We start from the raw sequence: 22,080 nt of genomic DNA on the forward strand, positions 1-22,080 counted from the left end.
GATCACTGCGCGTCCTCCCCGGTCAGCGCGTCCGCGAGACTGCGGAGCTTCGACCCCTTCGAGGACTTCACCAGTACGACGTCACCCGCGCGCAGCTCGGATCGCAACAGCTCGAGCGCTTCCGGGATGCTGTCGACGTAGGCCGACTCGTTGCCCCAGGAGCCTTCCAGCGAGGCACCGAGATGAATGGGTTTCGCCCCCGCTCCGACCACGAGCAGCCGGTTCACGTCGAGTCGCACCACCAGCCGCCCGATCGCGTCGTGCTCGTCGGCCGACGCGTCGCCCAACTCGAGCATCTCGCCGAGCACCGCCCAGGTCCGCGCCCCGCGCGAGCGGCCGATCGCGACCAGTGCCTTCAGTGCGGCGCGGGTGGAGTCCGGGTTGGCGTTGAACGCGTCGTTGATGATCGTGACGCCGTCCGCGCGCTCGGTCAGCTCCATCCGCGCCGCGGACACTCGCGTGGCGGCGTTGAGGCCTTCCGCGAGTTGCTCGGGGGTCATACCGATCGCCGAGCCGACGGCAGCGGCGGCCAGCGCGTTCGACACGTAGTGCTCGCCGATGAACTGCAGCTGGATGTCGCCGCCGAAGTCACCGATGCGCAGGGTGAACGCGGGCTGTCCCTCGGCGTCGAGCTTCACGCCCTCCGCCCGGATGTCGGCCTCGGGTGCCTCGCCGAAGGTCAGCACCCGTTCCCGCGTCCGGCTTCGCATCGCGGCGACGCGATGGTCGTCGGCGTTGAGCACCGCGGTGCCGCCGGCGGTCACGGCCTCGATCATTTCGCCCTTGGCGACGGCGATGTTGTCCTGGGATCCGAACTCGCCGATGTGCGAAGTACCGACGTTCAGCACCAGCCCGATCTTCGGCGGAGTGATCCCGGCCAAGTAGGTGATGTCGCCCTGGTGCCGCGCGCCCATCTCGGCGACGAGGTACTTCGTGCGCTCCGTCGCCTGAAGCGCGGTGAGCGGGTGCCCGATCTCGTTGTTGAACGAACCCTCCGGCACCACGGTCTCACCGTGCGAGCGGATCAGCTGCCCGATCAGGTCCTTGGTGCTGGTCTTCCCCGACGAGCCGGTCAGCGCGATCACGGTCAGGTCGGGAAGGCGGCTGACCACCAGGCGGGCCAGCGCTCCGAGCGCGGCCTGCGGGTCAGCGACGACGATGCAGGGACTGCCCTCGACCGGCCGGGTCGTCAGTGACGCCGTGACGCCTGCGGCGGTCGCCGTACCGACGTAGTCGTGCCCGTCGACGTTCTCGCCCGGCAGGGCGACGAACAGCCCACCGGGGCCGGCGGCTCGCGAGTCGATCACCACCGCGCCGTCCACGACGTCCGACGGGGCGACCCCCGCGAGCTCGCCGTTCACAGCGTCGGCGATCTCGCCGCAACTGACAGGGATCACCGGTCTGCCTCCAACAGCTCACGCACGGTTTCGCGGTCGTCGAACGGGTGGATCACACCGCCGACGTCCTGGCCTGTCTCATGGCCCTTGCCCAGCACGACGACCGTGTCGCCCGGACCGGCCAGCTCGATCGCGCTCGCGATGGCCTGCCGGCGGTCGCCGATCTCGTGCAGGTCTACGCCGGGGACCGCCGCGCGAGCGCCGGCCAGCGCGGCGGCGCGGATCGCCGCCGGGTCCTCGCTGCGCGGGTTGTCGTCGGTGACGATCACGACGTCCGCCGTCCGGGCCGCCGCGGCACCCATCGCCGGGCGCTTGCCGGGATCACGGTCGCCGCCGCAGCCCACGATCGCGAACAGCCGGCCCTTCGTCGCACTCCGCGCGGCCTGCAGCGCCAGCTCGACCGCGTCCGGCGTATGCGCGTAGTCGACGATGACCGCCAGGCCGTCCTCGCGGGTGAACGCCTCCATCCGCCCCGGGACGGTCGCGGTCCGCAGCCCGGCCGCGATCGCCTCGGCGGGTACGTCGAGTTGCCGCAGCATCACGGTCGCGAGCAGCGCGTTCGCCACATTGAAGTCCCCGGGCAGCGCGATCTCGAGGGTCAGCGACTCGTTCGGCCCCTGAACGTCGAGCACAGTTCTGCCGTGCCCGGACTGATGCCGGCCGGCCACCGTCCAGTCGGCGTCGCCCTTGGTGGAGACGGTGACGAGAGGTACGACGGTCTGCGCGGCGAGCCGGCGCCCGTACTCGTCATCGATCGTCACCACGGCCACATCACACCGCTCCGGGGTGAACAGCGAGGCCTTCGCCGCGAAGTACTCCTCGAACGTGCGGTGGAAGTCCAGATGATCCTGCGTCAGGTTGGTGAACCCCGCGACCGCGAAGCGAGCTCCGTCGACCCGGCCCATCGCCAGCGCGTGGCTCGACACCTCCATCGCACACCACGCGACCGCCTGCTCCCGCATCACCGCGAACAGCGCCTGCAGGTCGGTGGCCTCCGGAGTGGTCCGGACGCTCTTCACCACCTCGTCACCGATCCGGGTCTGGATCGTCCCGATCAACGCTGTCCGGCCGAGCTCACGCAATACGGCGTCCAAGAGGAAGCTGGTCGTGGTCTTGCCGTTGGTGCCGGTCACTCCGAGCAGGCGTAGCTCACTGGTCGGCTCCCCGTAGATCCGCGCCGCGACCGCACCGAGCACGTCCCGCGGCCTGGCGGCCACGAGCACCGGGAGACCGGTTGCCGCGGCCCGATCCCCGCCCGTCGGGTCCGTGAGTACGGCGACTGCCCCGGACTGCTGCGCGTTCGCGACGAACTCCGCGCCATGCGTGACGGCTCCGGGCAGAGCGGCGTACAGGTCGCCGGGAAGAACGGACCGGGAGTCGAGGGTGACGCCGGTGACGTCGGCAGCCGGACCGGCCGGGACCGCTGCTCCGGCGATCCGGGCGACGTCGGCAAGGCGGACCGGCACGACATGTCGTGGCCTGATCGCTGCGACGGCGCCGCCTGCGGCGGTAGGGGTGGACACGGGCCCTGAGGCTACCGCTCCGGACCCTGTGACTCCTACCTGACCCTGCGTCACCAGGTGATGGGAACGTCGGGCTGCTTCGCCCCCGACGGCGGGACGACGTACTTCTGCAGCGCGTAGCTCATCACGTCTCGGAACACCGGTCCTCCTTGGAAGCCACCACCCCGAGCACCCAGGGGATCGTGCAGTACGACGTACGTAACGAACCGTGGGTTGTCGGCAGGAGCGAATCCGGCGAAAGACGTCGCCCATTTGCCGTACTTGCCGGTCTTCGGGTCGACCTGCTGCGCCGTCCCGGTCTTGCCGGCCACCAGGTAGCCGTCGATCGCAGCCTGCGGCGCGGTGCCCTTCTTCGCGGTCACCGCCTCCATCATCGTGGCGACCTCCTTGGCGGCCTTCTCGCTCACCACCCGGTGCGGCGCCGGCGTCTGGTTCGGTACGACGGTGCCGTTCGCGTCGATGTAGTCGCGGACCAGCTTCGGCGGGACGTAGACGCCGCCGTTGGCGACCGCGTTCACAGCGGCGGTCATCTGGACCGCGTTCACCGACAGGCCCTGGCCGAACGCGACGTTCGACCGGGTCAGCTCGGGCCACTCGTCGCCCGACTTCATCAGGCCGTTGCTCTCACCGGGGAAGTTCAGCCCGGTCGGCTCGCCGAAGCCGAAGTCGTGCAGGTACTTCACGAACTGCGGGATCCGCATCTGCTGCGCGGCCATGATCGTGCCGACGTTCGACGACTTCGCGACCACGCCGGCGATGGTCAGGTTGAGCGGGCCGTGGTCCCAGTGGTCCTTGATGGTCCGCCGCTGCACCTCGATGCTGCCGGGCACCCGGAGTTTGGTGTTCAGGTCGATCAGCCCGGCGTCGGCGAGGGCGGCCATCGTGACCACCTTCTGCACGCTGCCCGGCTCGTAGGTGCGCTCCAGCGCGGGGTTGTTCAAGTCGGCCGACGTGTACTTCCCGTTCGGGTCGAAGGACGGGTAGTTGGCCATCGCCAGGATCTCGCCGGACTTGACGTCCATCGTGATCACCGTGCCGGAGGTGGCGTGGTACTGCTCGACCGCCTGCTGGATCCGCTTCTCCGCGAAGAACTGCAGGTCCGTGTCCAGGGTGAGCTGCACGCTGACGCCGGGCTTCGGCTCCTCGACCGTGTGATTCGCGTTCGGGATCTTGTTGCCCCGGGTGTCGACCTCGTACATCGCCCTGCCGTCATGGCCGGACAGCTTGTCGTTCAGGCCGTACTCGAGCCCGGACAGGCCCTTGCCGTCGGCACCGACGACGCCGACCACGGTCGCGGCGACGCTGCCGTTGGGGTGGCTGCGGATCGGGTCGTCCTCGGTGTAGAGGCCGGCCAGCAGTGGAGCCTGCTGCTCCTTGACCTTGCCCTTGTTCTGCTCGGCGATGTCCGCGTTGCGGGTCTTGATCTCGGCCTCGACGGCGTTCCAGGTCTGGGGAGTGACCTGATGCGCGAGGACCGCGAAGCGGCCCTTGCCGGTCATCGCGGCGATCAGCTTGGCCGACGTCGTACTCGTCAGCTTCGGCGCCAGGATCGCGGCGAGCTGGTCGGCGACCGGCTTCGTCTGGGTCGGGTCGGCGGTGATCGCGACCGCGTCCTCGGACACCGCCAGCTCGACACCGTTGCGGTCCTCGATCGACCCGCGCGACGCGTGCAGGATGTTCCCCTGGGTGTTCTCCTTGGTGGCCGCCGCCGCATAGCTGTCCGGGTCCACGCCCTGCAGCAGCACCAGCCGCCCGGCGAACAGCGACAGCACGAACGCCATCACCCCGAACGTCATCCGCAACCGCAACCCCGACCGCCCCAACTTGAGCATCCGCGGCGGCTTCCTGACCTTGCGCCGCTGCGGAGGCCGCCTGCTCTGCGGCCGCTTCCGCGGCACGCTCTTCTTGGCCGCAGCCTTCTTGGCAGGCGCTCGCCCGGCTCCGTCAGGAGCACGACGAGGCGCCGGCCGACCGCCGGCCGCCTTCGGCGCCTGCTTGCCCCCCGCGCGCTTGCGCGGCGCAGTCCCTCGCCCTGCACCCTCGGGCGCAGGACGCTTCCGCCCACTCGTGGGCCTGCCTTCCCCGCCCGCGGCGGGGCGGCGCGGAGCGCCGCCTTCGTGCTCCTCGCGGGCCTGGCGGAGCAGTCTTTCCCGGGTGGACTCGGGACGCTGGGGGGTGGTTCGGGTGCTGTCTGTAGTGGCGGACGGACGGGACGGAGCCTTGCGGGCCGGGGTGCCCCGGCCCGGTTGAGTGCCGCGCTTGCGCGGCGGCTCGCTGCCCCGTCGGTCCGTCATCCGATCATCCCCCGGTGGTCGTGGTGCCCTGCGCTCCCGTCGTACCGGCGCGCGGCTTGTTCGTCGTCGCGGGCGGCTTGTTACCCGTCGCCGTACCTGTCTGTGCTGTCGTCGTCCCCGGCTTCACCGTGCCCGCCGGCGGCTTGACCACAGGCGGCTTGACGACCGGCGGCTTGACGGGTGGCTTCGCGACCGGCGGCTTCACCGGCGGCTTGGTCGCGGTGCCCGTCGGCGTCCCCGGACCGAACATCGCCGTACCCGTGCCGGCCTTTCCTTCCGCCGGCACTCCGAGCACCCGCCCGTCGGACAGCCGCAGGAAGACCGGGTTCGGGTTCGGCACCATGCCCATCCGCAGCGCCCGGTCGGCCAGGTTCTGCGGCGACTCGAGCGTCCGGACCTGCTTCTCCAGACCTTCCTGCTGATCGCGCAGCTGGTCGGCCTGGCTGTTCAGCTTGGTGATCTCGAACGTCCCGCCCTGCAGCTCCGTGTTGAGCAGCAGCAGGCCGACCAGGCCGGCCGCCAGCAGCGACACCACGAAGATGACGAACGGCATCCGCGGCGGCCGGAACGGCGCGCCGTAGACCACCCGCAGCTTCGGTTCCGAGCGCTTGGCCGGAGCGGCCGGTGTGACCCGCGCCTTCTGCGGGCTGAAGACAGTACTCATCAGGCCACCAACCCCTTCTCCCGGATGCGTTCGGCCGCCCGCACGCGAGCGGAGGCGGCCCGCGGGTTCGCCGCGACCTCCTCTTCGGTCGGTCGTTCGGCCCCGCGGGTCAGCAGTTTCAGATACGGCTCGTGCCCGGCCGGAATCACCGGCAGGTCGTCCGGTACGTCGCTCTTCGTCGCGGCCGCGAACGTCTGCTTGGTGATCCGGTCCTCGAGCGACTGGTAGCTCATCACCACGATCCGGCCGTGCAGCGCCAGCGCCTCGAGTGCGGCCGGCAGGGCTCGCCGCAGGACCTCGAGCTCGCCGTTCACCTCGATCCGCAGCGCCTGGAACGTCCGCTTCGCCGGGTGTCCGCCAGTACGGCGGGCCGCCTGCGGGATCGCGTTGCGGACCAGCTCGGACAGTCGCGCGCTGGTGGTGAACGGCTCGGTCTCGCGCTCCCGCACGATCCGGTCCGCGATTCGCCGGGCGAACTTCTCCTCGCCGTACTGGAAGAGGACCCGGGCCAGGTCGGCCGCGCTGTAGGTGTTGACGATGTCGGCCGCCGTGGTCGGGCCGGTGCTGTCCATCCGCATGTCCAGCGGCGCGTCCTGCGCGTAGGCGAAGCCGCGCTCGGCCTCGTCCAGCTGCATCGAGGAGACGCCGAGGTCGAACAGGATCCCGTCGATCGCCGGCACGTCGAGATCGGAGAGGACGCGCGGGAGTTCGTCGTACACCGCGTGGACGAGGGTGATCCGCTCCTGGTACGGCGTCAGCCGGTCACCGGCCAGCCGCAGCGCGGCCGGGTCGCGGTCGAGCCCGATCAGCCGGGCGTCCGGGAACTGCCGCAGGAAGGCTTCGGAGTGACCACCGAGACCGAGGGTCGCGTCGACGAGGACGGCACCGGGATGCGCGAGCGCCGGCGCCAGCAGCGCGACCACGCGCTCCAGCATCACCGGCACATGCCGCTCCGCAGCGTCCATCCTCGACCCTTCCGTCGCCGCGGGAGCGACCCTGCCCCCGCAGGTTCTGTGGTGTTGCGGTGCCGATCAGTGGTGAGCCGTGCGGAGACGACTCCGTCCGGTCAGATCGCGGGTTCGCCTTCCGGGGAAGTACCTCGGGTCTTGGCGCCGGGGAAGTGGCGCCAACACGTGAGGTCGGAAGTCGGACCCGTGATCTCACCGGACGGCCGGTGTGCTCGCGATGCCGCTTGCCCACTGTTCAGCTTCAGAAGATGCCGGGCAGTACCTCCTCGGAGAGGTCGGCGAATGCCTGCTCCTGCTCCGCGGAGTACCTGTTCCAGTTCTCCGTGTTCCAGATCTCCACCCTGTTCATCGCCCCGATGACGACGCAGTCACGATCCAGACCCGCGTAATCGCGCAGCATCGGCGGGATGGTGACCCGGCCCTGCTTGTCCGGCACCTCGTTGGAGGCCCCGGCGAACAGCATCCGCAGATAGTCCCGCGCACCCTTGTTGGTGATCGGCGCCTGCTTCAACTGTTCGGTCAGCTGGACGAACTCGCGCTCCGGCCACACGGACAGCGACCGCTCCTGCCCACGCGTGATCACCAGGCCGTCAGCCAGTTCGTCCCGGAACTTCGCCGGCAGGAACAGTCGTCCTTTGTCGTCGAGCTTGGGGAAGTGAGTTCCGAGGAACACGCTCCACCTCCCCGTTGCGGACTCTCCGTCTCAGGCGAGCTGTTTCCACCACTTCGGTTCCACTGCGCTCCACCTTACTCCACTTTCCACCACCGTCAACCAACTTCCGCCCCAATCGCTCCCCGTGCCGCCTGATTCCGGCGCGACTCCACCGCGTGTCGCTGCCGCGTCAATCGCCCAGATCCACGCCCAACCCCTCCACTTCGCTCCCCACCCCGCTCCACTCCACTCCCCTCGCTCCCCTCCACTCGCTCCCCTCCACTCCGCTCCCCGGCCGACCTTGAGCACGCACCAACCAAATTCCGGTGGTCAGAATGGTTGGTGGATGCTCAAAGTGGGGGTTGGGCGGCGGGGTGGGTGAACTTTTGGGGGGTGCGGGTCGTGAACCTTGCAGGTGTTCGGTACGTCGTACGGCCCGCGCACTGCTTTTTCCGCCCGTACGCTTGGAGGGACGCCAAATCTCGAAACCAGAGACCGACCCGCCGTGAGGGCGTGTGCCGATGAACACCGAAACGCCAGGTAACGAAACCCCCGCTGCCCTAGGCCCGACCCCTACAGCGGGTGAGAATGTGTCGGCCGTCAAAGAATGGGGAGGACTCAGGGTGAGCACCACCGCGACCAGCTCGGCGTTGGCAGGAGCCGGGGATTTCGACGAGCTGTCCGAGGTGGCGGGACGTGTCCGCCGGGCGATGGAGCAGGTGATCGAGGGCAAGCCCGACGTGGTCGAGGTCGCCATCACCGTGCTGCTGGCCGAGGGACACCTGCTGATCGAGGACGTGCCCGGCGTCGGCAAGACGATGCTGGCCAAGGCGCTGGCCAAGTCGATCGACTGCACCGTGCGCCGGATCCAGTTCACGCCGGACCTGCTGCCGTCGGACATCACCGGCGTCTCGGTCTTCAACCAGGAGATCCGCGACTTCGAGTTCAAGCCGGGCGCGGTGTTCGCGAACATCGTGGTCGGTGACGAGATCAACCGCGCCTCGCCGAAGACCCAGGCCGCGCTGCTGGAGTCGATGGAGGAGCGCCAGGTCACCGTCGACACCACGACGTACCAGCTCGAGGCGCCGTTCATGGTCATCGCGACCCAGAACCCGATCGAGATGGAAGGCACCTACCCGCTGCCCGAGGCGCAGCGCGACCGGTTCATGGCCCGCGTCTCGATGGGCTACCCGGAGCCGGCCGCGGAGCTGCGGATGCTCGACGGGCACGCGGCCGACGATCCCCTGCTCACGCTGCAGCCCGTCACCGACGGTCAGCAGATCCTGCGCCTGGTGAAGACAGTGCAGTCGGTGCACGTGTCGGAGTCGGTCAAGGAGTACGCCATCGCCCTCGTGGGTGCGACCCGCCGGTCGCAGGAGCTCCGGCTCGGGGCCAGCCCACGGTCGACGCTGCACCTGATCCGGGCCGCGCGCGCGGCCGCGGCGCTCGACGCCCGGGAGTTCGTCCTGCCGGACGACATCCAAGAGCTTGCGGTACCGGTGCTGGCGCACCGGGTCCTTCCAGCGGCTGAGGCGCATCTCGGTGGGCGCGATGCAGCCGACATCATCTCCGGGCTGGTGGCCACCGTGCCGCTGCCCCGCACGCGTCGGGACTGAGACATGCGGCAGGCACTGCGCGGACTGACCACCAGGGGGCGGGCATTCCTCGCTGCCGGTATCACCGCTTCGCTGTGCGCGCTCCTGCTCGGGCAGAAGGATCTGTTGCGGGTCGGCATCCTGCTGGTCGCGCTGCCGGTCGTGGCGGCGCTCGTCGTCGGCCGGACCAGGCTGCGCCTGCAGGTACGGCGCAGCCTCGCGCCGGACCAGGTCCCGGTGGGGACGCAGGCGACAGTCGAGCTTGCGCTGAGCAACCAGGGCCGGATGCCCGCCGGTCTGCTGCTGCTCGAGGACCGCATTCCTTATGTCCTGGGCCACCGGCCACGGTTCGTGGTGGACCGCGTCAGCCCGAACTGGCGTCGTACCGTCACGTACCCGGTCAAGTCCGACGTCCGTGGGCTGTTCCAGGTCGGGCCGCTGATGCTGACCGTGGCCGACCCGTTCGGGCTGGTCGAGACCAGCCGGACGTTCACCCGCAGCCAGCACCTGCTGGTCACGCCGCGGGTCTACCGACTGCCCGAGATCCGGCTGGGCGCCGACCGGGCCGGTTCGGGCGAGAACCGGCCGCGGGCGATCGCGTCGGCCGGTGAGGAGGACGCGACCGTCCGCGAGTACCGCGACGGCGACGACCTGCGCCGGGTGCACTGGCGATCGACGGCCCGCCGCGGCGAGCTGATGGTCCGGCGCGAGGAGCAGCCCTGGCAGAGCCGGTGCACGATGTTCCTGGACGCGCGGACGATCTCGCACCACGGGCACGGACCGTCGTCCAGCCTCGAGTGGGCGGTCAGCGCGGCCGCCTCGATCGGCACCGATCGGATCCGCCGCGGCTACGTCACCACCATGCTCGGTGGACCGACGACCCTGGCGGCGATCTCCCGTCGCACGTCGGCCGCCGTCCATCAGCCGTTGACCGCGCAGCAGTTGCTGACCGAGTGCGCAACCGTCGAGGAACACCGGTACGCCGAGGTCGGTCCGCTGCTGACCGTCGACCGGCACGCGCAGGAGCCCAGCCTGGTGATCGCGATCGTCGGCGCGTGCAGCTCCGACGACGTCGTCGCCCTGAACCGGTGGCGGACCAGCCAGGCGACCGGGGTCGCGCTGCTGCTGGACGCGGCCAGCTGGGCGGTCGGCGCCGAGGCGACGGAGAAGGCGGCCCGCCTGAGCGCGGCCACCGCCGCCACCGAGAACGAACTGCGCCGGAACGGCTGGCGGGTCGTCAAGGTCCAGCGCGGAGATCACCTACCCACCGTGTGGTCCACCCTAGGACTACGGAGCGGAAGGATCGCATGAGAGTGCTTTTGGCCGGGCCTCCGGCGCCGGCAGGGTCATGGGGCCCTAGCTCATGACCGGTCACGCCAGGATCTCTCTCGCTGCCTGGGGAGCGACCGTACTGGGGTCGCTGGTGCTCACGCCGGTGTTCTCCGGGCCGTTCCTGATCATCAGTGCGCTGCTGTGCGCCGTGATCACCGGCGTCGGCGTCCTGTTGCAGAACCTGCGCACCCCGCGGGCCGTCGTACCGCTGGTCCAGCTCGTGGTGCTGGTCGAGTTGCTCTCGATCTTCTTCCTGAAGGACACGCTGAAGTTCGGGCTGATCCCGTGGAAGGCGACCGCGCTCGAGTTCAACCAGCAGATGGTCAACGCGATGGACTCGATCAACCGGTTCAGCGCGCCGCTGCCGCCGGACTCGCATCTGACCCTGTTCGCGGTCTCGGTGATCTCGGCGACCGGGTTGCTCATCCACATCATCGCCGTACAGCTCCGGCAGGCCGCGTGGGCCGGGTTGCTGTTGCTCATCATGTACACGGTGCCGGCCGCGACGGTGCACGGCGGACTGCCGGCGCTGCTGTTCATCCCGCCGGCGGTCGGCTACATCCTGCTGCTGTCCGCGGAGGGCCGGAGCAGGCTGAGCCGCTGGGGCCGCCGCATCTCCGGGGTGTCGCACCTGGACGCGGCCGAACCCGTCGAGGCGTCCGCGCTCGGCCAGGCCGGCCGCCGGATCGGCCTGTCGGTGGTCGCGCTGGCCGCACTGCTGCCGGCGTTGCTGCCGGCCCTGCCGGAAGGTGTCATCGGCAACGGTCTGGCCGGCGGCGGACCGGGGGGCGGGCTCGGCACGTCGATCTCGTCGACCGACCCGATGCTCGACATGGCTAAGAACCTGAAGCAAGGCGAGAACGTGGTCGCGCTCACGTACAAGGGCGGCCCGTCCGGCGGGACGTACCTGCGGCTGACCGCGCTCGACCTCTTCGACGGCAACACCTGGCGGATTTCCCCCCGGGAGGACGGCCACAAGATCAACGGCGACCTGACTCCGCCGCCGGGCTACATCGGCGACCTGTCCAAGGTCCCGGAGACCAAGATGGAGATCGACGTCACCCGGAACTTCCGGTCCCAGTTCGTGCCGGTCCCCTACCCGCTGCACTCGATCTCCCTCAAGCGGGACTGGCGGTACGACGCCGGCGCGCTCGACATCGTCTCCGCGGGCGGGCAGGTGATCGCCGGCAAGAAGTACAGCGTGACGTCGTACGACCTGCAGCCGACGCCGGATCAGCTGTCCAGCGCGGTCTTCACCGGCGAGCCGGACCAGTACACCAGCGCCGTCCCGCAGCGCACCCCGACAGAGATCAAGACGCTGACCGACCAGATCATTGCCGGTGCCAACGGCAACAAGTTCGAGGCGGCGGTGCTGCTGCAGCAGTGGTTCCGCAGCGGCGGCGGCTTCACCTACAGCACCGAGAACGCCCGCGGCAGCGGGATGCACGCGATCCGCGACTTCCTGCTGCAGAACAAGTCCGGGTACTGCGAGCAGTTCGCGACCGGGATGGCGCTGATGGCACGCATCGCGGGCATCCCGTCCCGGGTCGGCATCGGCTTCCTGCCCGGTCAGGCCGGCAAGGACGGTCAGTACACGGTCCGGATGCACGACATGCACGCCTGGCCGGAGCTGTACTTCCAGGGCACCGGCTGGGTCCGCTTCGAGCCGACCCCGGCCGCGCGGGTGGCCGCCACCCCGAACTGGACGGTCGCCGCCGGCCCGGACCCGACGAACCCGTCGACCGCACCGAGCACCGCACCGAGCTCGCCCGGCGCGACCGGCGACCCCAACGACATCAGCCGGCGGAACCTCGACCCCAACCTGCCGGCCGACAGCGGCATCCCGACCCTCAACAGCGGCAACTGGTGGACCAAGGGCGGGGGCCGGGCGATCGGGATCGGCGCTGGCGTGATCCTGCTGATCTCCATCCCCTGGCTGATCCGTAGCCTGACCCGGCGCCGGCGGTTCGCCCGGGAGCCGGGCCGCGCCTCGGCCGAGGGTTTGTGGGCCGAGATCCGGGACACCTCCCGCGACCTCGGGCTGGACTGGTCCGACGTGTCCACGCCACGACAGACCGGTGAGTGGCTCGTCTCGAAGCTGCCCGCCGAGACGAAGCCCGACGCCCTCCGGCTGGCGCGCGGCATCGAGGCGCTCCGGTACGCCGGGGATGCGAATCCGACTGTGGACCTCACGTCGGAGGCGGCCGCCGTACGCAAGGCTCTCTGGAGTCAGGCTCCCCGTCGCCGCCGCTGGCGGGCGCGCCTACTGCCGCCGTCCTGGCGCTGGTACCTGAACCGGGGCAGCACCGAGGCCTCCGACCTCCTGGACGAGTTCGACCTCCTCCTGGCCCGCCTCCGGTCCCTGGTCCTCCCCCGCCGCCACGCCAACTGAGCACCACAGGGGCCGTGTACTCCACCCCGAGTACACGGCCCTTCGCATGCTCTGCCACCGGTTCAGGAGGCAAAAGACAACCACACCCGTCCCACCAGGGCACGGGTGTGGTTGTTCGCGCTTAGGCGGCGCGTCGCGCTGTCAGAGGTCTTCGTCGCGGCGGCGGCGCCAGCGATCTTCCATCCGCTCCATGAAGCTGCCGGACGAGTCGTGCCGCGTCCGGTGCTTCTTGGTCGGCGGCGGTGGCGGGATGTCGTCGGCGTCCCCGGCGTTGCTGATCCGCTTCATGCTCAGTGCCGCGATGTAGAGGCAGGCGACCATCATCACGAAGCCCACGACTCCGATGATGGTGTTGGGAACGATCGCGCCGGTCATCAGCACCGCGATGCCCAGCACAAATCCGACGCCGGCAAGAACTGCCCGGCGCTTGTAGTACAAGCGCACATTGGTCCCTCGCATGGCGGAAACGAACTTCGGGTCTTCCGCAGCGAGGGCGCGTTCGAGCTGCTCGAACTGGCGCTGCTCTTCTTCCGAGAGGGGCACCGTCGATCCCTCCATGATGAGCGCGATCTCGATAGGCCGCCTTCAGTCTAGGCCGCGCGTGCCCCGCACGAAACCCTGACCGCCTGTCCAGCGCGTCACGGTCCGGCAACTGCCCCTACAACACGAGCTCCAAACCTGCGCCTGATCGCGTGTCGCTCACAGTTCTCTCACAGCTTCGCGACCGCGGGAAAGCCCCTCCCGCCGCAGGTCACCCGACGATCACCGTCCGTGGTCAGCGGGTGGCGAGGATGTGGAGCTGGGTGGCGAGGGCGCGGAAGGCCGGGTGCTGGCTGGCGGCGCGCTCGAGCTCGGCGAGGGACTCGGCGGCGCCCGGTTCGGAGTCGACGAAGGCGGACGGGACGAGGTCGGCGAACGTGCGTACGCCGTGCACCGTGTGCACCATCAACCCGGCGTCGGCGAGTTGCGCCGTGATCCCCGCCTCGTCGAACCGCCGCGGCATCGGATCGGTCGGACCCCAGCGCCCGTCCGGGTCCTGCAACGCGACGCGCGCGTCGGCGAGGTGACCGGCCAGGGCGCGGGCCAGCACCACAGCGTTGCGCTGGGCAACAAGCAGACTCAGTACGCCGCCCTCCCGCAGTACCGAAGCCATCGCCTGCAACGCCTGCACCGGGTCGTCGACGACCTCGAGCACGCCATGGCACAGGACGGCGTCCGCGCTCGACTCACCGGCTAGTCCTTGGAGCTCGGCCGCATCACCTTGGACGCCACGGACCAGCTCGCTCACACCCTCGTCGCTCGCACGCCGCTCCAGCGACGCAAGCGCGTCCGGGCTCGGGTCGACGACCGTCACCCGGTGCCCTTCGACCGCAAGTGGCACCGCGAACCCGCCGGTCCCGCCCCCGAGGTCGACGATGTCCAGCCCTGCTCCCGGATCGGTCCGCGCCCGTCCCTCCAGCGCCACCCGCAAAGCCTCGCCTACCAGCGCGGTCCGCACACCCCGCCGCCGCCGATCCACCATCCACAACCCTCCAGCCGGTCCCCCAACACCACCGGGCCACACCCTACTTCCACCCCGCATCCCACTCCCGACCCGCACCGGGCACTACGAGCTCGCGCTGGCGTACGAGCGCAACCCGCGGCGCCACAGCATCCGGACGAGCGTCACCGCGACCACCGACAGCGCGATCCCGCCGGCGACCGGCGCCCAGCCGAGGTCGCCCGCCAGCGCCTCGACCGGGAACGTCGTCGCGAACGCCACCGGGAACGCGAAGGTCAGGAACGTCCGCACCACCGCCGGGAAGAACACCAGCGGATACCGGCCCGCTTCGACCAGGTTCAGGTAGATGGCTCCGATCGGGTTCACCGACTGCAGCCAGAACGCCAGGAACGACATCGCACTCCACACGGACGCGAGCAGCACTACCCCACAGGCCGCGAGTACGAGCGCCTGCAGGATCTGCCCCGCGTCCGGATTGGTGCCCGACTGCACGAGCCCGATCACCAGGACGACGACGCCGCTCGCGACGTTGCTGAGCTCCGCGACGTTGATCCACCGCAGCGTCAGGTAGAACTGGCTCGACACCGGCCGCAGCAGCACGGCGTCGAGCTCGCCCTCGGTGATGTAGGCCGTCATCCGGTCCAGGTTGGGCGCGACGAACGCCGCCATCAGGCCGGTGATGATCTGGTACGCCCCGACGAGCGTGATCACCTCGGCCCGCGACCAGCCGTGCATCTCCGGGGTGAAGCCGAACAGCAACAGGATCGGCACGATGCCGAGCCCGAGCTGGACGAGACCCACCAGCAAGGTGGTGACGAAGTGCGCGCGGTAGTGCGTTTCGCGGACCACTGCCTGGGCGAGGAACCGCCGCCACAGCCGAAGGTGGCGCAGCTGCTTGTGCAGCCAGTTGCGGTCGAGCGGCGGCCGGTCGCCGACGTACGTGCTCATGCGCCCACCGCCGAGTACGCGCGGATCCCGGCCGCCCAGACGAGGCGCGCGACCGTTGCGAACCCGAGCACGTACGCGAACTGAATGCCCAAGCCCACCAGAAGGTCCTGGCCGGACAGATCCCCGGCGACGATCTCGACCGGGAACGACACCGTGTACCTGAACGGTTGGATGTCGATGAAGCCGCGCGACCAGTCCGGCATCAGCGCGAGCGGCACGACGGAGCCGGACAGCACACTCGCGATGATCAGCCGGGCCTGCGCCAGCGCGGACACGTCGTCCATCCAGAACGCGAGCGCCGCGATCAGGATGTCGATCGTGAACACCAGGATCGCCCCGAACACGATGCTGACCGCGAACAGCGCCCAGCGGTCCGGGCCGGCTGGGATGTCCATCGAGTCGCGGAAGATCCACCACAGCACACCGATCATCGGCACCAGCGCAAACAGCTTGAGCAGTTTCTCTGAGAGGTTGTTGGCGACGAAGCTCAGCAGCAACGACGCCGGACGCACCATCCAGCTGGAGAGTTTGCCGAGCCTGATGTCGTTGGCCAGGAACCCCGTCATCCACGACGACGTGGCCATCGTGACGAAGCTGAGCAGCACGAAGTACGTCGTCACGTACTGCTCGTCGATCGGGAGTTGTGCGCCGTTCGCGATCGCGGTGCGCCAGATCAGTAGCGAGATGATCGGCATGCAGATGTTGGCCGCCATGAAGATGATCCACGCGCCGCGGTAGATGGACTGCTGGGCGATCTTCGCCGCGGTCATGCGGCGCAGTACCCGGAGGTTCCGCACAAGGGTGGTCGTCACGCGTCCCCCAGCGTGCTGCGGAGAAAGAGGTCGCGCATGATCTCCTCGATGTCGGCGTCCGCGACGTCGAGGTCGACCAGTGGACCGATCCGTGTCAGCTGCTCGAGGACGTCGCCGGCCCGCTCGCGATCCACCTCGAGCTTGATCATCTGGCCGTGGCTGCCGACCGCGGTCACCCCGTCGAGGGCGGCGAGGTGGCCGCCGTCGACGGTCGTCGCGTACGTCGCCTGCACGAGCTTGCGCGGGCGCGCCGTGTGCACGAGTTCGTCGAGGCCCCCGTCGTACTGCAGGCCGCCGTGGTCGATGATCATCACCCGCGAGCAGAGCGCCTCGATGTCGTCCATGTCGTGGCTGGTGACGAGGATCGTGGTGCCGCGGATCTGGTTGACCTCGGCAAGAAAGGTCCGCACCCGCGCCTTCGCGACCACGTCGAGGCCGATCGTCGGCTCGTCCAGGAACAGGATCTCCGGGCCGTGCACGAGGGCCGCCATCAACTCGAGCTTCATGCGCTCGCCCAGCGAGACCTTGCGAACCTGGACGTTCAGCAGATCCTGGACATCGAGCAGCTCGGCCAGCTCGGCGACGTTGCGGTCGAACTCCTTCGTGGTGAGGCCGTACATGTCCTTGTGCAGCAGGAGACTCTCCATCGCGGGGACGTCCCACCAGAGCATGGTCTTCTGCCCCATCACGAGCGCGATGCGCCGCAGGTAGTCGTGCTTGCGGTCCGACGGGGCGAAGCCGAGAACCTCCAACTCGCCGGATGTGACGTAGAGGAGGCCGGAGAGCATTTTCAGCGTGGTGGTCTTGCCGGCACCGTTCGGGCCGAGCAGCCCGACGACCTCGCCGCGGTCGATGCTGAACGTGATCTTGTCGACGGCGAGCCGGGTCTCGTACGTCCGCCGGACGAGGCTCTTGATCGCCCCGCCGAGGCCGGCCTGCTGCTGGTGGAACGTGTAGGTCTTGGTGAGGTCGGCCGCCGCGATCACCGGTGGCTGCGCCGAGGGGACCTGATGGGTTGCGTGCGTCACGGATGAGCACCGCTTTCGAGAGTCGGTTGGTGCGTCGGACCGGGCAACGTCAGCGCAGAGCGCGCGAAGCCCTCTGGTCCTTCCGACATACGGCTGCCAGGAGAAACGCTAAGGCAGTCCGGAAAGCGATGTCCATCGCATTTCGCGGGGTCAGGAGGCGGTGCGGCCGACGACGTACAGGCGCCGGGTCGTCTCCTCCCGGGCGGCGATCGGACCGCGGATGTACCACTCGACATCGACGAGACCGGCTGACTCCACGACGCCGACTACGAACGCCGGGTCGTGCAGGACGACGTCCAGGTCGACCTCGTGGCCGAACCACTGGTCGACGTGGCGGACCTCGGCTCCGGCGTGCAGGGCGAGGACGAGCAGGCCGCCGGGATCGAGCGGGCGCACGAGGGCCGCGATCGCATCGGGGAGTTCGGCGGCCGCCAGGTGGATCAGGGAGTACCAGCCGAGCACGGCCGCCCATCCGGAGCTGGTCGGCGGGCGACCCAGCCGCCGCAGGTCGCCTTCCTGATAGTTCCGGTCCGGGAAGCGTCGGCGGGCCTCGGCGACCATTGCCGGGGAGAAGTCGACGCCCGTGGCATCGGCGCCATGCTCGGCCAGGTACGCGGTGATGTGTCCGGGGCCCGAGCCGACCTCCACCACCGGGCGTCCGTCGGCGTCGGCGATCACCCGGTTGAGCAGCCAGGTCTCGAACGACAGCCCGACCAGCTCGTCGGCCAGGCGGTCGGCGTACGTCTCGGCGACGGCGTCGTACGACGAACGCACCCGAGCGTCCCGCGCCTCTGCTCCTTCGGCGATCACCACGTCCCGGTCGACCGTCTCCGCGACGACCGGCTCGGCCTGCCCCTGCACCGGCCCGAGGAGATGGATCCAGCGGCGGTCGTGCTGGCCGGGGCGCAGCTCTAGCTCGCGGACCAGGGGCTCGGCGCGTTCGGCCATCCGGCGCAGGCAGGCCTCGACCTCGGAGCGGTCGGCGAACCCGTGGAGTCGCTCGGTGCGGGTGCGCAGCTCACCGGGCGTCTGCGCGCCGCGAAGGAGCAACACCGTGAGCAGTGCGCGCTCGTCGGTCTCGAGCCCGAGCCGCTCGTCGAGGATCTGGTGGTACTTCAGCGTCCGCCGGCCGGTGTCGACCCAGACGATCCGCACCAGCTCGCGGTCCCTGAGCGACCGCGCGGTCCGCTCCACCGTCGCCTGGTCGTAGTCGACGACAGGCTCCCGATTGCTCGTCTGGTTGCAGGCCGTCCGCAGGGCGTTCGCGGTGAGAGGGTACGACGCCGGCACCGTCGTCTGCTTCTCCAGCAGACTCCCGAGCACCCGCTGATCTTCGGCCTCAAGAACAGGAAGTTCACTCACCCCAAAGACCCTAAAGCCTCCCCCACCCATTCCCCCCACCACGGCCCGGAGCCGCTTGGGTTGAGGGGCGGGTCGGCCGGGTTGGAGGGCGTGTGTGACTCGGAGGGTTACCCAGCCCATTCCACCCACCGCAGCCTCCGGGTGCCTGGGTTGGGGTGGGGTCAGCCGGGTTGGGGGGTGTCTGGGGCTGGGAGGGTTATTGGTTCGAAGGCAGTGCCGTTGCAGTGGGGGCAGGGGGTGCCGGCTTGGATGCCGGCGCCGGCGCAGTAGGTGCAGAGGCCGTCGTGCCAGGACTCTCCGGTCAGGGAGTGGTGAGGGCGCGGGTAGTGAGTGTCTGGGAGGTAGCACTCGATGCCGGTGATGGCGTGCACTCGGCCGCACAGGTCCACGCCCATGCCTCGGTCCAGACGGCTGCGTCGTTCGATCACGTTCGGGGTCTCCTGTGTCGCCGGCTGGTCAGCTGGCTTGCATCCAGGGTTGGGTGAGGACGGATTGGGGATCGGTGGTCGCCGTCAGGGCGGGGGTCGTGGAGAGGCGGAGGCTGGCTTCCACCTGGGTGTAGAAGGTGTCCACCGCACGAACCAGGTCGTCGGCCTCGCGAGTGCTGACGGCGCGCTCGAGACCCGCCTCGGCGGCGGCACGCTGGGCCGCGCCGGCGGCGAAGAACGTGGCCCACTCGCCGAACTCCGGAGCGACCTCGGCCAGCAGCACCCACGCGTTCCGCTGGACGCGGCGACGGGGGCCCGAGCGGACCGGACGGGCGCGGACGGCGAGAACCGCGGCCGCGACCCGGAGCGCCGCGACGTGGGCGCTCGAGTAGCGGATCAGGTGGTCGCTCGTCTCCACTGCCTCGGCCAGCGCGGCTCGCGCGCGGGACAGTTCCCGGCTCGCCGACCCCGCGGCCGCCGGGGAAACCGGTGAAACAGTCATCGGTCCGTCACCCTCTCCAGTTGCCAGCGGCCGGAGTCCGGGTCGTGCGCGAGATCGAACAGCTCTCGCCGACCGTGCCGGCCGCACCCCGCCTCTACCCGGTACACCGCCCGCCGCGGGCCCCAGTCCGCATCCAGTACGCCGACTGCCGCCGGACTCCCGGACAGTCCGCGAGCCGGCTCCCCGCCGGCCGCACCGGCACCGCTCTTCCCGCTGGCGCTCCCGGCGGCGGCGAATGCGCCATCGCTACCGGCGGGAGCGAGCGCGGCCAGGCAGTCGGCGAGAGAACGGGGACTCGCCGACGCCACCGCGCCGCTCGTGTGGTGCCGCGTCGCTGCGCCACCCGCGTGGGTGCGCTCGGCGTGAGCCCAGTGGTCGGCGCGGCCGTCGTACGTCAAGCCGGTGCCGATGATGCCGCGCTCCCACCATGCGGCGGTCTCGGTCCAGTGCGACTGGACGGAGCAGACTCGCCAGAGGCGGCCACGCCAGAGGAACTGGTCCGGGGTCTCGGTGTCGTCCACAACCACCGAGTGCACCTCGACGGCCTCGTCGAACTCCCACATGCTCCATCGCCTCCTGTGAACGAACCGCTGCCCCTGGTCAGGCACTGGGCCCTGGTCGGAGGCCCGGCGGGTCGGCACGGGGTGGGGGTCGAGGTCCACCCCGGTGCCCGGCCCGCCGGGACCACCGGTTTCCGATGCGGCCGCAACTCCGCACCGGAGCCGTCCAGCTGTCCGGCTCACCCCCGCCCGGCCTCCCGACGAAACCGGGCCAGAGGTAATCGAACATCTGTTCGAACACTGGAAGCGTAGCGTCGCCCGCCGACAATCGTCAACGGCCGGTAATCCCGGCGCGCCACCGCGCGGCCGATCCGGCCCGCAGACTGATGACAGGCAGGTCGAACGAACAGGAGACGCGATGGCGAGGCGGTCGAGGCGATGGCGCGCAGCGGTGATCGCCGCGGCGGCGGTGACCGTCGTGGTCGCCGCGGTCGCGTTGCCGCTCTTCCAGCCGTGGCGGCTCGTCACCGACAAGGTCGTCGACGAGGCACTCCCCAGCGCTGCTCCGATGTCCACACACTCATCGTCGACGGCACCACCGACAATTTCCGTCGCACCAAAGAAGACAGAGACTCTGCTGACCGGACAGCTGATCACGCACGAACACGAGACCTCCGGCACCGTCGCCGTACTCGAACTGCCCGACGGCAGCCACGTACTCAGGATCGAGAACCTCGACACGTCCGACGGCCCCGACCTCAAGGTGTGGTTGAGCGATGCCGAGGTGGTAGCCGGCCGGGCTAGATGGCATGTGTTCGACGACGGGCAGTACCGCAGCCTCGGCAGCCTGAAAGGCAACCACGGCAACCAGAACTACCCGATCCCCACCGACGTGAGGCTCGAGGACTTCCGCAGTGTCGTGATCTGGTGCGATCGGTTCAACGTGTCCTTTGGCGCGGCCCGGCTCGCATAAGGTGCCTAGGGTGAGCAGTCATCCCAATGTCCAGAAGGTGGCCGATGCCCTGCGGGCGGCCGGGGCCACCGGTGAGATCGTGATCCTCGACGAGGCGGTGCCGACGGCGGCGGCCGCGGCGGCCGAGCTCGGGTGTGAGGTCGGTGCGATCGCCAACAGCCTGATCTTCGACGGCGACGGCACCCCGGTCCTGATCCTGACGTCCGGCGCGCACCGGGTCGACACACCGAAGGTCGCCGCCGAGCTCGGGATCGGCAAGCTGCGCCGCGCGACCCCGGAGTTCGTCAAGGAGCACACCGGTCAGTCGATCGGCGGCGTCGCCCCGGTCGGCCACCCGGGCCAGGTCCCGACGTATGTCGACACTGCCCTCGAGCAGTACAACGTGGTCTGGGCAGCCGCCGGGATCCCCCACTCGGTCTTCCACACCACGTACGCCGAACTCCTCACCCTCACCAACGGCACCCCGATCACCGTCAACTGATCACCCGCGGGATCGCCGTACTCACGAACCGCCGGGTCAGCACGGCCCGGCGGTGCCGCCACCACGGGGTCAAGCGGCGGGATGGGCCGTAGCGTCGGTGAGTGATATCGGAGACCACAGCGGCCGGGGCGTGCAGGGACGGGAGCACGTCGAGGGCGGCGCGCTTGGTGATCAGCTCCCCCGTCGTCAGTGTGACGTGGGCACGGGCGATCGTCAGCAGGCTGAGGTCGACCCAGATGTCGGCGTACCACGGGGTCCGCTTGCGGGTCACCGGGAACCAGAAGTCCCGCAGATCGCGCCGGACGAAGGCGGCGAGCTCGGCATCGCTGGTTGCCGGTAGCAACGATGACGGCGGTGGGCCGAACAGCGAGAGGTTGCTCAGGGCAAGTTCCCGGCGGGTCACCGGCGTCACCGGGCGGTCGAAGTAGCGGCCCTGGGCGAACGTGGCGTGCCGGACTGCAGGGTCGGCCAGCTCCGCCGCGACCAGGTAGGAGCAATGCAAGTTGGCGGCCAGTGGTACGGCACGGATCAGCCGTCGGTGCACGTCCTCGATCGCGGCCGGCGGTGGCGACGAGACGACGGCGACCACGTCGAGGTCGCTGCGGCCGAGCTGGAAGTCGCCGAGGGCCAGCGAGCCGTGGAGCCAGACAGCCTCGACGGCCGCGACTTCGCGGACCGACGTGACGAAGCCGTCCAGCAAGCGCTGGACGGCTTCGTCGATCACAGGA

20 protein-coding genes are annotated in these 22,080 nt (G+C 69.8%); 5 read left to right on the forward strand and 15 right to left on the reverse strand.

Annotated features, from left to right (window positions below; all coding sequences use genetic code 11):
- Window positions 1-2: 2 nt before the first annotated feature.
- From ACXC9Q_RS25455 to mraZ, 6 genes are all read right to left on the reverse strand, one after another.
- A complete protein-coding gene (locus ACXC9Q_RS25455; RefSeq protein ID WP_457059162.1) occupies window positions 3-1,397 on the reverse strand; it encodes a UDP-N-acetylmuramoyl-tripeptide--D-alanyl-D-alanine ligase in 1,395 nt (464 codons plus the stop codon).
- Window positions 1,394-2,920 carry a UDP-N-acetylmuramoyl-L-alanyl-D-glutamate--2,6-diaminopimelate ligase gene (locus tag ACXC9Q_RS25460; protein ID WP_457059163.1) on the reverse strand — a complete coding sequence of 509 codons (1,527 nt, stop codon included), beginning with the start codon at window positions 2,918-2,920 and terminating at the stop codon, window positions 1,394-1,396. Before ACXC9Q_RS25460 ends, ACXC9Q_RS25455 begins: the two co-directional genes overlap by 4 nt.
- A gap of 50 nt (window positions 2,921-2,970) precedes the next feature.
- Entirely contained in the window at window positions 2,971-4,752 is a 1,782-nt protein-coding gene (locus ACXC9Q_RS25465; RefSeq protein WP_457059164.1) for a peptidoglycan D,D-transpeptidase FtsI family protein, read from the reverse strand.
- 466 nt (window positions 4,753-5,218) lie between these two features.
- The gene (locus ACXC9Q_RS25470; protein ID WP_457059165.1) at window positions 5,219-5,878 is read right to left on the reverse strand and encodes a hypothetical protein; all 660 of its coding nucleotides are present in this window, start codon (window positions 5,876-5,878) and stop codon (window positions 5,219-5,221) included.
- Entirely contained in the window at window positions 5,878-6,843 is a 966-nt protein-coding gene (rsmH, locus tag ACXC9Q_RS25475) for a 16S rRNA (cytosine(1402)-N(4))-methyltransferase RsmH (RefSeq protein ID WP_457059166.1), read from the reverse strand. The genes ACXC9Q_RS25470 and rsmH overlap by 1 nt, the downstream gene beginning before the upstream one ends.
- A gap of 244 nt (window positions 6,844-7,087) precedes the next feature.
- Window positions 7,088-7,519, reverse strand: coding sequence for a division/cell wall cluster transcriptional repressor MraZ (gene mraZ / locus ACXC9Q_RS25480; protein WP_132144096.1), 432 nt, complete (start codon window positions 7,517-7,519; stop codon window positions 7,088-7,090).
- A 689-nt stretch (window positions 7,520-8,208) separates the two neighbouring features.
- Here mraZ and ACXC9Q_RS25485 point away from each other — a divergent pair.
- The 3 genes from ACXC9Q_RS25485 to ACXC9Q_RS25495 are packed head-to-tail and all read left to right on the forward strand — an operon-like array spanning window position 8,209 to window position 12,817.
- Window positions 8,209-9,114, forward strand: a complete 906-nt coding sequence (locus ACXC9Q_RS25485) for an AAA family ATPase (RefSeq protein WP_457059190.1) — start codon at window positions 8,209-8,211, stop codon at window positions 9,112-9,114.
- A gap of 3 nt (window positions 9,115-9,117) precedes the next feature.
- Entirely contained in the window at window positions 9,118-10,404 is a 1,287-nt protein-coding gene (locus ACXC9Q_RS25490) for a DUF58 domain-containing protein (protein WP_457059167.1), read from the forward strand.
- 52 nt (window positions 10,405-10,456) lie between these two features.
- On the forward strand, window positions 10,457-12,817 hold the full coding sequence (locus ACXC9Q_RS25495) for a transglutaminase family protein (protein ID WP_457059168.1): 2,361 nt from the start codon (window positions 10,457-10,459) through the stop codon (window positions 12,815-12,817).
- A gap of 141 nt (window positions 12,818-12,958) precedes the next feature.
- On the opposite strand, the gene ACXC9Q_RS25500 is transcribed toward ACXC9Q_RS25495, so the two are convergent.
- The 8 genes from ACXC9Q_RS25500 to ACXC9Q_RS25535 all read right to left on the reverse strand — a co-directional run bounded on the left by ACXC9Q_RS25500 (window position 12,959) and on the right by ACXC9Q_RS25535 (window position 19,961).
- Window positions 12,959-13,375: a DUF3040 domain-containing protein gene (locus ACXC9Q_RS25500; protein WP_457059169.1), complete on the reverse strand. Its 417-nt coding sequence runs from the start codon at window positions 13,373-13,375 to the stop codon at window positions 12,959-12,961.
- Between the two features lie 217 nt (window positions 13,376-13,592).
- On the reverse strand, window positions 13,593-14,339 hold the full coding sequence (locus tag ACXC9Q_RS25505) for a class I SAM-dependent methyltransferase (protein WP_457059170.1): 747 nt from the start codon (window positions 14,337-14,339) through the stop codon (window positions 13,593-13,595).
- 84 nt (window positions 14,340-14,423) lie between these two features.
- A complete protein-coding gene (locus tag ACXC9Q_RS25510; protein ID WP_457059171.1) occupies window positions 14,424-15,266 on the reverse strand; it encodes an ABC transporter permease in 843 nt (280 codons plus the stop codon).
- Complete coding sequence (locus ACXC9Q_RS25515; RefSeq protein WP_457059172.1) at window positions 15,263-16,078, reverse strand: ABC transporter permease; 816 nt, start codon at window positions 16,076-16,078, stop codon at window positions 15,263-15,265. Before ACXC9Q_RS25515 ends, ACXC9Q_RS25510 begins: the two co-directional genes overlap by 4 nt.
- Window positions 16,075-17,106, reverse strand: coding sequence for an ABC transporter ATP-binding protein (locus ACXC9Q_RS25520; protein WP_457059173.1), 1,032 nt, complete (start codon window positions 17,104-17,106; stop codon window positions 16,075-16,077). The genes ACXC9Q_RS25515 and ACXC9Q_RS25520 overlap by 4 nt, the downstream gene beginning before the upstream one ends.
- 150 nt (window positions 17,107-17,256) lie before the next feature.
- Complete coding sequence (locus tag ACXC9Q_RS25525) at window positions 17,257-18,468, reverse strand: DUF480 domain-containing protein (protein WP_457059174.1); 1,212 nt, start codon at window positions 18,466-18,468, stop codon at window positions 17,257-17,259.
- A 456-nt stretch (window positions 18,469-18,924) separates the two neighbouring features.
- Window positions 18,925-19,398: an SAV_6107 family HEPN domain-containing protein gene (locus ACXC9Q_RS25530; protein WP_328521803.1), complete on the reverse strand. Its 474-nt coding sequence runs from the start codon at window positions 19,396-19,398 to the stop codon at window positions 18,925-18,927.
- A complete protein-coding gene (locus ACXC9Q_RS25535) occupies window positions 19,395-19,961 on the reverse strand; it encodes a DUF6504 family protein (RefSeq protein WP_457059175.1) in 567 nt (188 codons plus the stop codon). The genes ACXC9Q_RS25530 and ACXC9Q_RS25535 overlap by 4 nt, the downstream gene beginning before the upstream one ends.
- Window positions 19,962-20,316: 355 nt before the next feature.
- On the opposite strand from ACXC9Q_RS25535, the gene ACXC9Q_RS25540 reads away from it, so the two are divergent.
- Window positions 20,317-20,871 (forward strand): DM13 domain-containing protein, encoded by a 555-nt coding sequence (locus ACXC9Q_RS25540; RefSeq protein WP_457059176.1) that lies wholly within the window; start codon window positions 20,317-20,319, stop codon window positions 20,869-20,871.
- Window positions 20,872-20,881: 10 nt separating this feature from the next.
- A complete protein-coding gene (locus ACXC9Q_RS25545) occupies window positions 20,882-21,352 on the forward strand; it encodes a YbaK/EbsC family protein (protein ID WP_457059177.1) in 471 nt (156 codons plus the stop codon).
- On the opposite strand, the gene ACXC9Q_RS25550 is transcribed toward ACXC9Q_RS25545, so the two are convergent.
- Window positions 21,345-22,076 (reverse strand): nucleotidyltransferase domain-containing protein, encoded by a 732-nt coding sequence (locus ACXC9Q_RS25550; RefSeq protein WP_457059178.1) that lies wholly within the window; start codon window positions 22,074-22,076, stop codon window positions 21,345-21,347. The two genes, ACXC9Q_RS25545 and ACXC9Q_RS25550, sit on opposite strands and share 8 nt — an antisense overlap.
- Window positions 22,077-22,080 lie beyond the last annotated feature (4 nt).

This window comes from Kribbella sp. CWNU-51, assembly GCF_054073265.1.

What these genes read in the sequence shown, in the direction of transcription:
- rsmH (WP_457059166.1), bottom strand. Translation starts at nt 6,843, where the DNA reads ATGGACGCTGCGGAGCGGCATGTGCCGGTGATGCTGGAGCGCGTGGTC.
- ACXC9Q_RS25505 (WP_457059170.1), bottom strand. Translation starts at nt 14,339, where the DNA reads ATGGTGGATCGGCGGCGGCGGGGTGTGCGGACCGCGCTGGTAGGCGAG.
- ACXC9Q_RS25495 (WP_457059168.1), top strand. Translation starts at nt 10,457, where the DNA reads ATGACCGGTCACGCCAGGATCTCTCTCGCTGCCTGGGGAGCGACCGTA.
- ACXC9Q_RS25465 (WP_457059164.1), bottom strand. Translation starts at nt 4,752, where the DNA reads ATGCTCAAGTTGGGGCGGTCGGGGTTGCGGTTGCGGATGACGTTCGGG.
- ACXC9Q_RS25500 (WP_457059169.1), bottom strand. Translation starts at nt 13,375, where the DNA reads ATGGAGGGATCGACGGTGCCCCTCTCGGAAGAAGAGCAGCGCCAGTTC.
- ACXC9Q_RS25485 (WP_457059190.1), top strand. Translation starts at nt 8,209, where the DNA reads ATGGAGCAGGTGATCGAGGGCAAGCCCGACGTGGTCGAGGTCGCCATC.
- ACXC9Q_RS25530 (WP_328521803.1), bottom strand. Translation starts at nt 19,398, where the DNA reads ATGACTGTTTCACCGGTTTCCCCGGCGGCCGCGGGGTCGGCGAGCCGG.
- ACXC9Q_RS25540 (WP_457059176.1), top strand. Translation starts at nt 20,317, where the DNA reads ATGGCGAGGCGGTCGAGGCGATGGCGCGCAGCGGTGATCGCCGCGGCG.
- ACXC9Q_RS25535 (WP_457059175.1), bottom strand. Translation starts at nt 19,961, where the DNA reads ATGTGGGAGTTCGACGAGGCCGTCGAGGTGCACTCGGTGGTTGTGGAC.
- ACXC9Q_RS25470 (WP_457059165.1), bottom strand. Translation starts at nt 5,878, where the DNA reads ATGAGTACTGTCTTCAGCCCGCAGAAGGCGCGGGTCACACCGGCCGCT.
- ACXC9Q_RS25490 (WP_457059167.1), top strand. Translation starts at nt 9,118, where the DNA reads ATGCGGCAGGCACTGCGCGGACTGACCACCAGGGGGCGGGCATTCCTC.
- ACXC9Q_RS25510 (WP_457059171.1), bottom strand. Translation starts at nt 15,266, where the DNA reads ATGAGCACGTACGTCGGCGACCGGCCGCCGCTCGACCGCAACTGGCTG.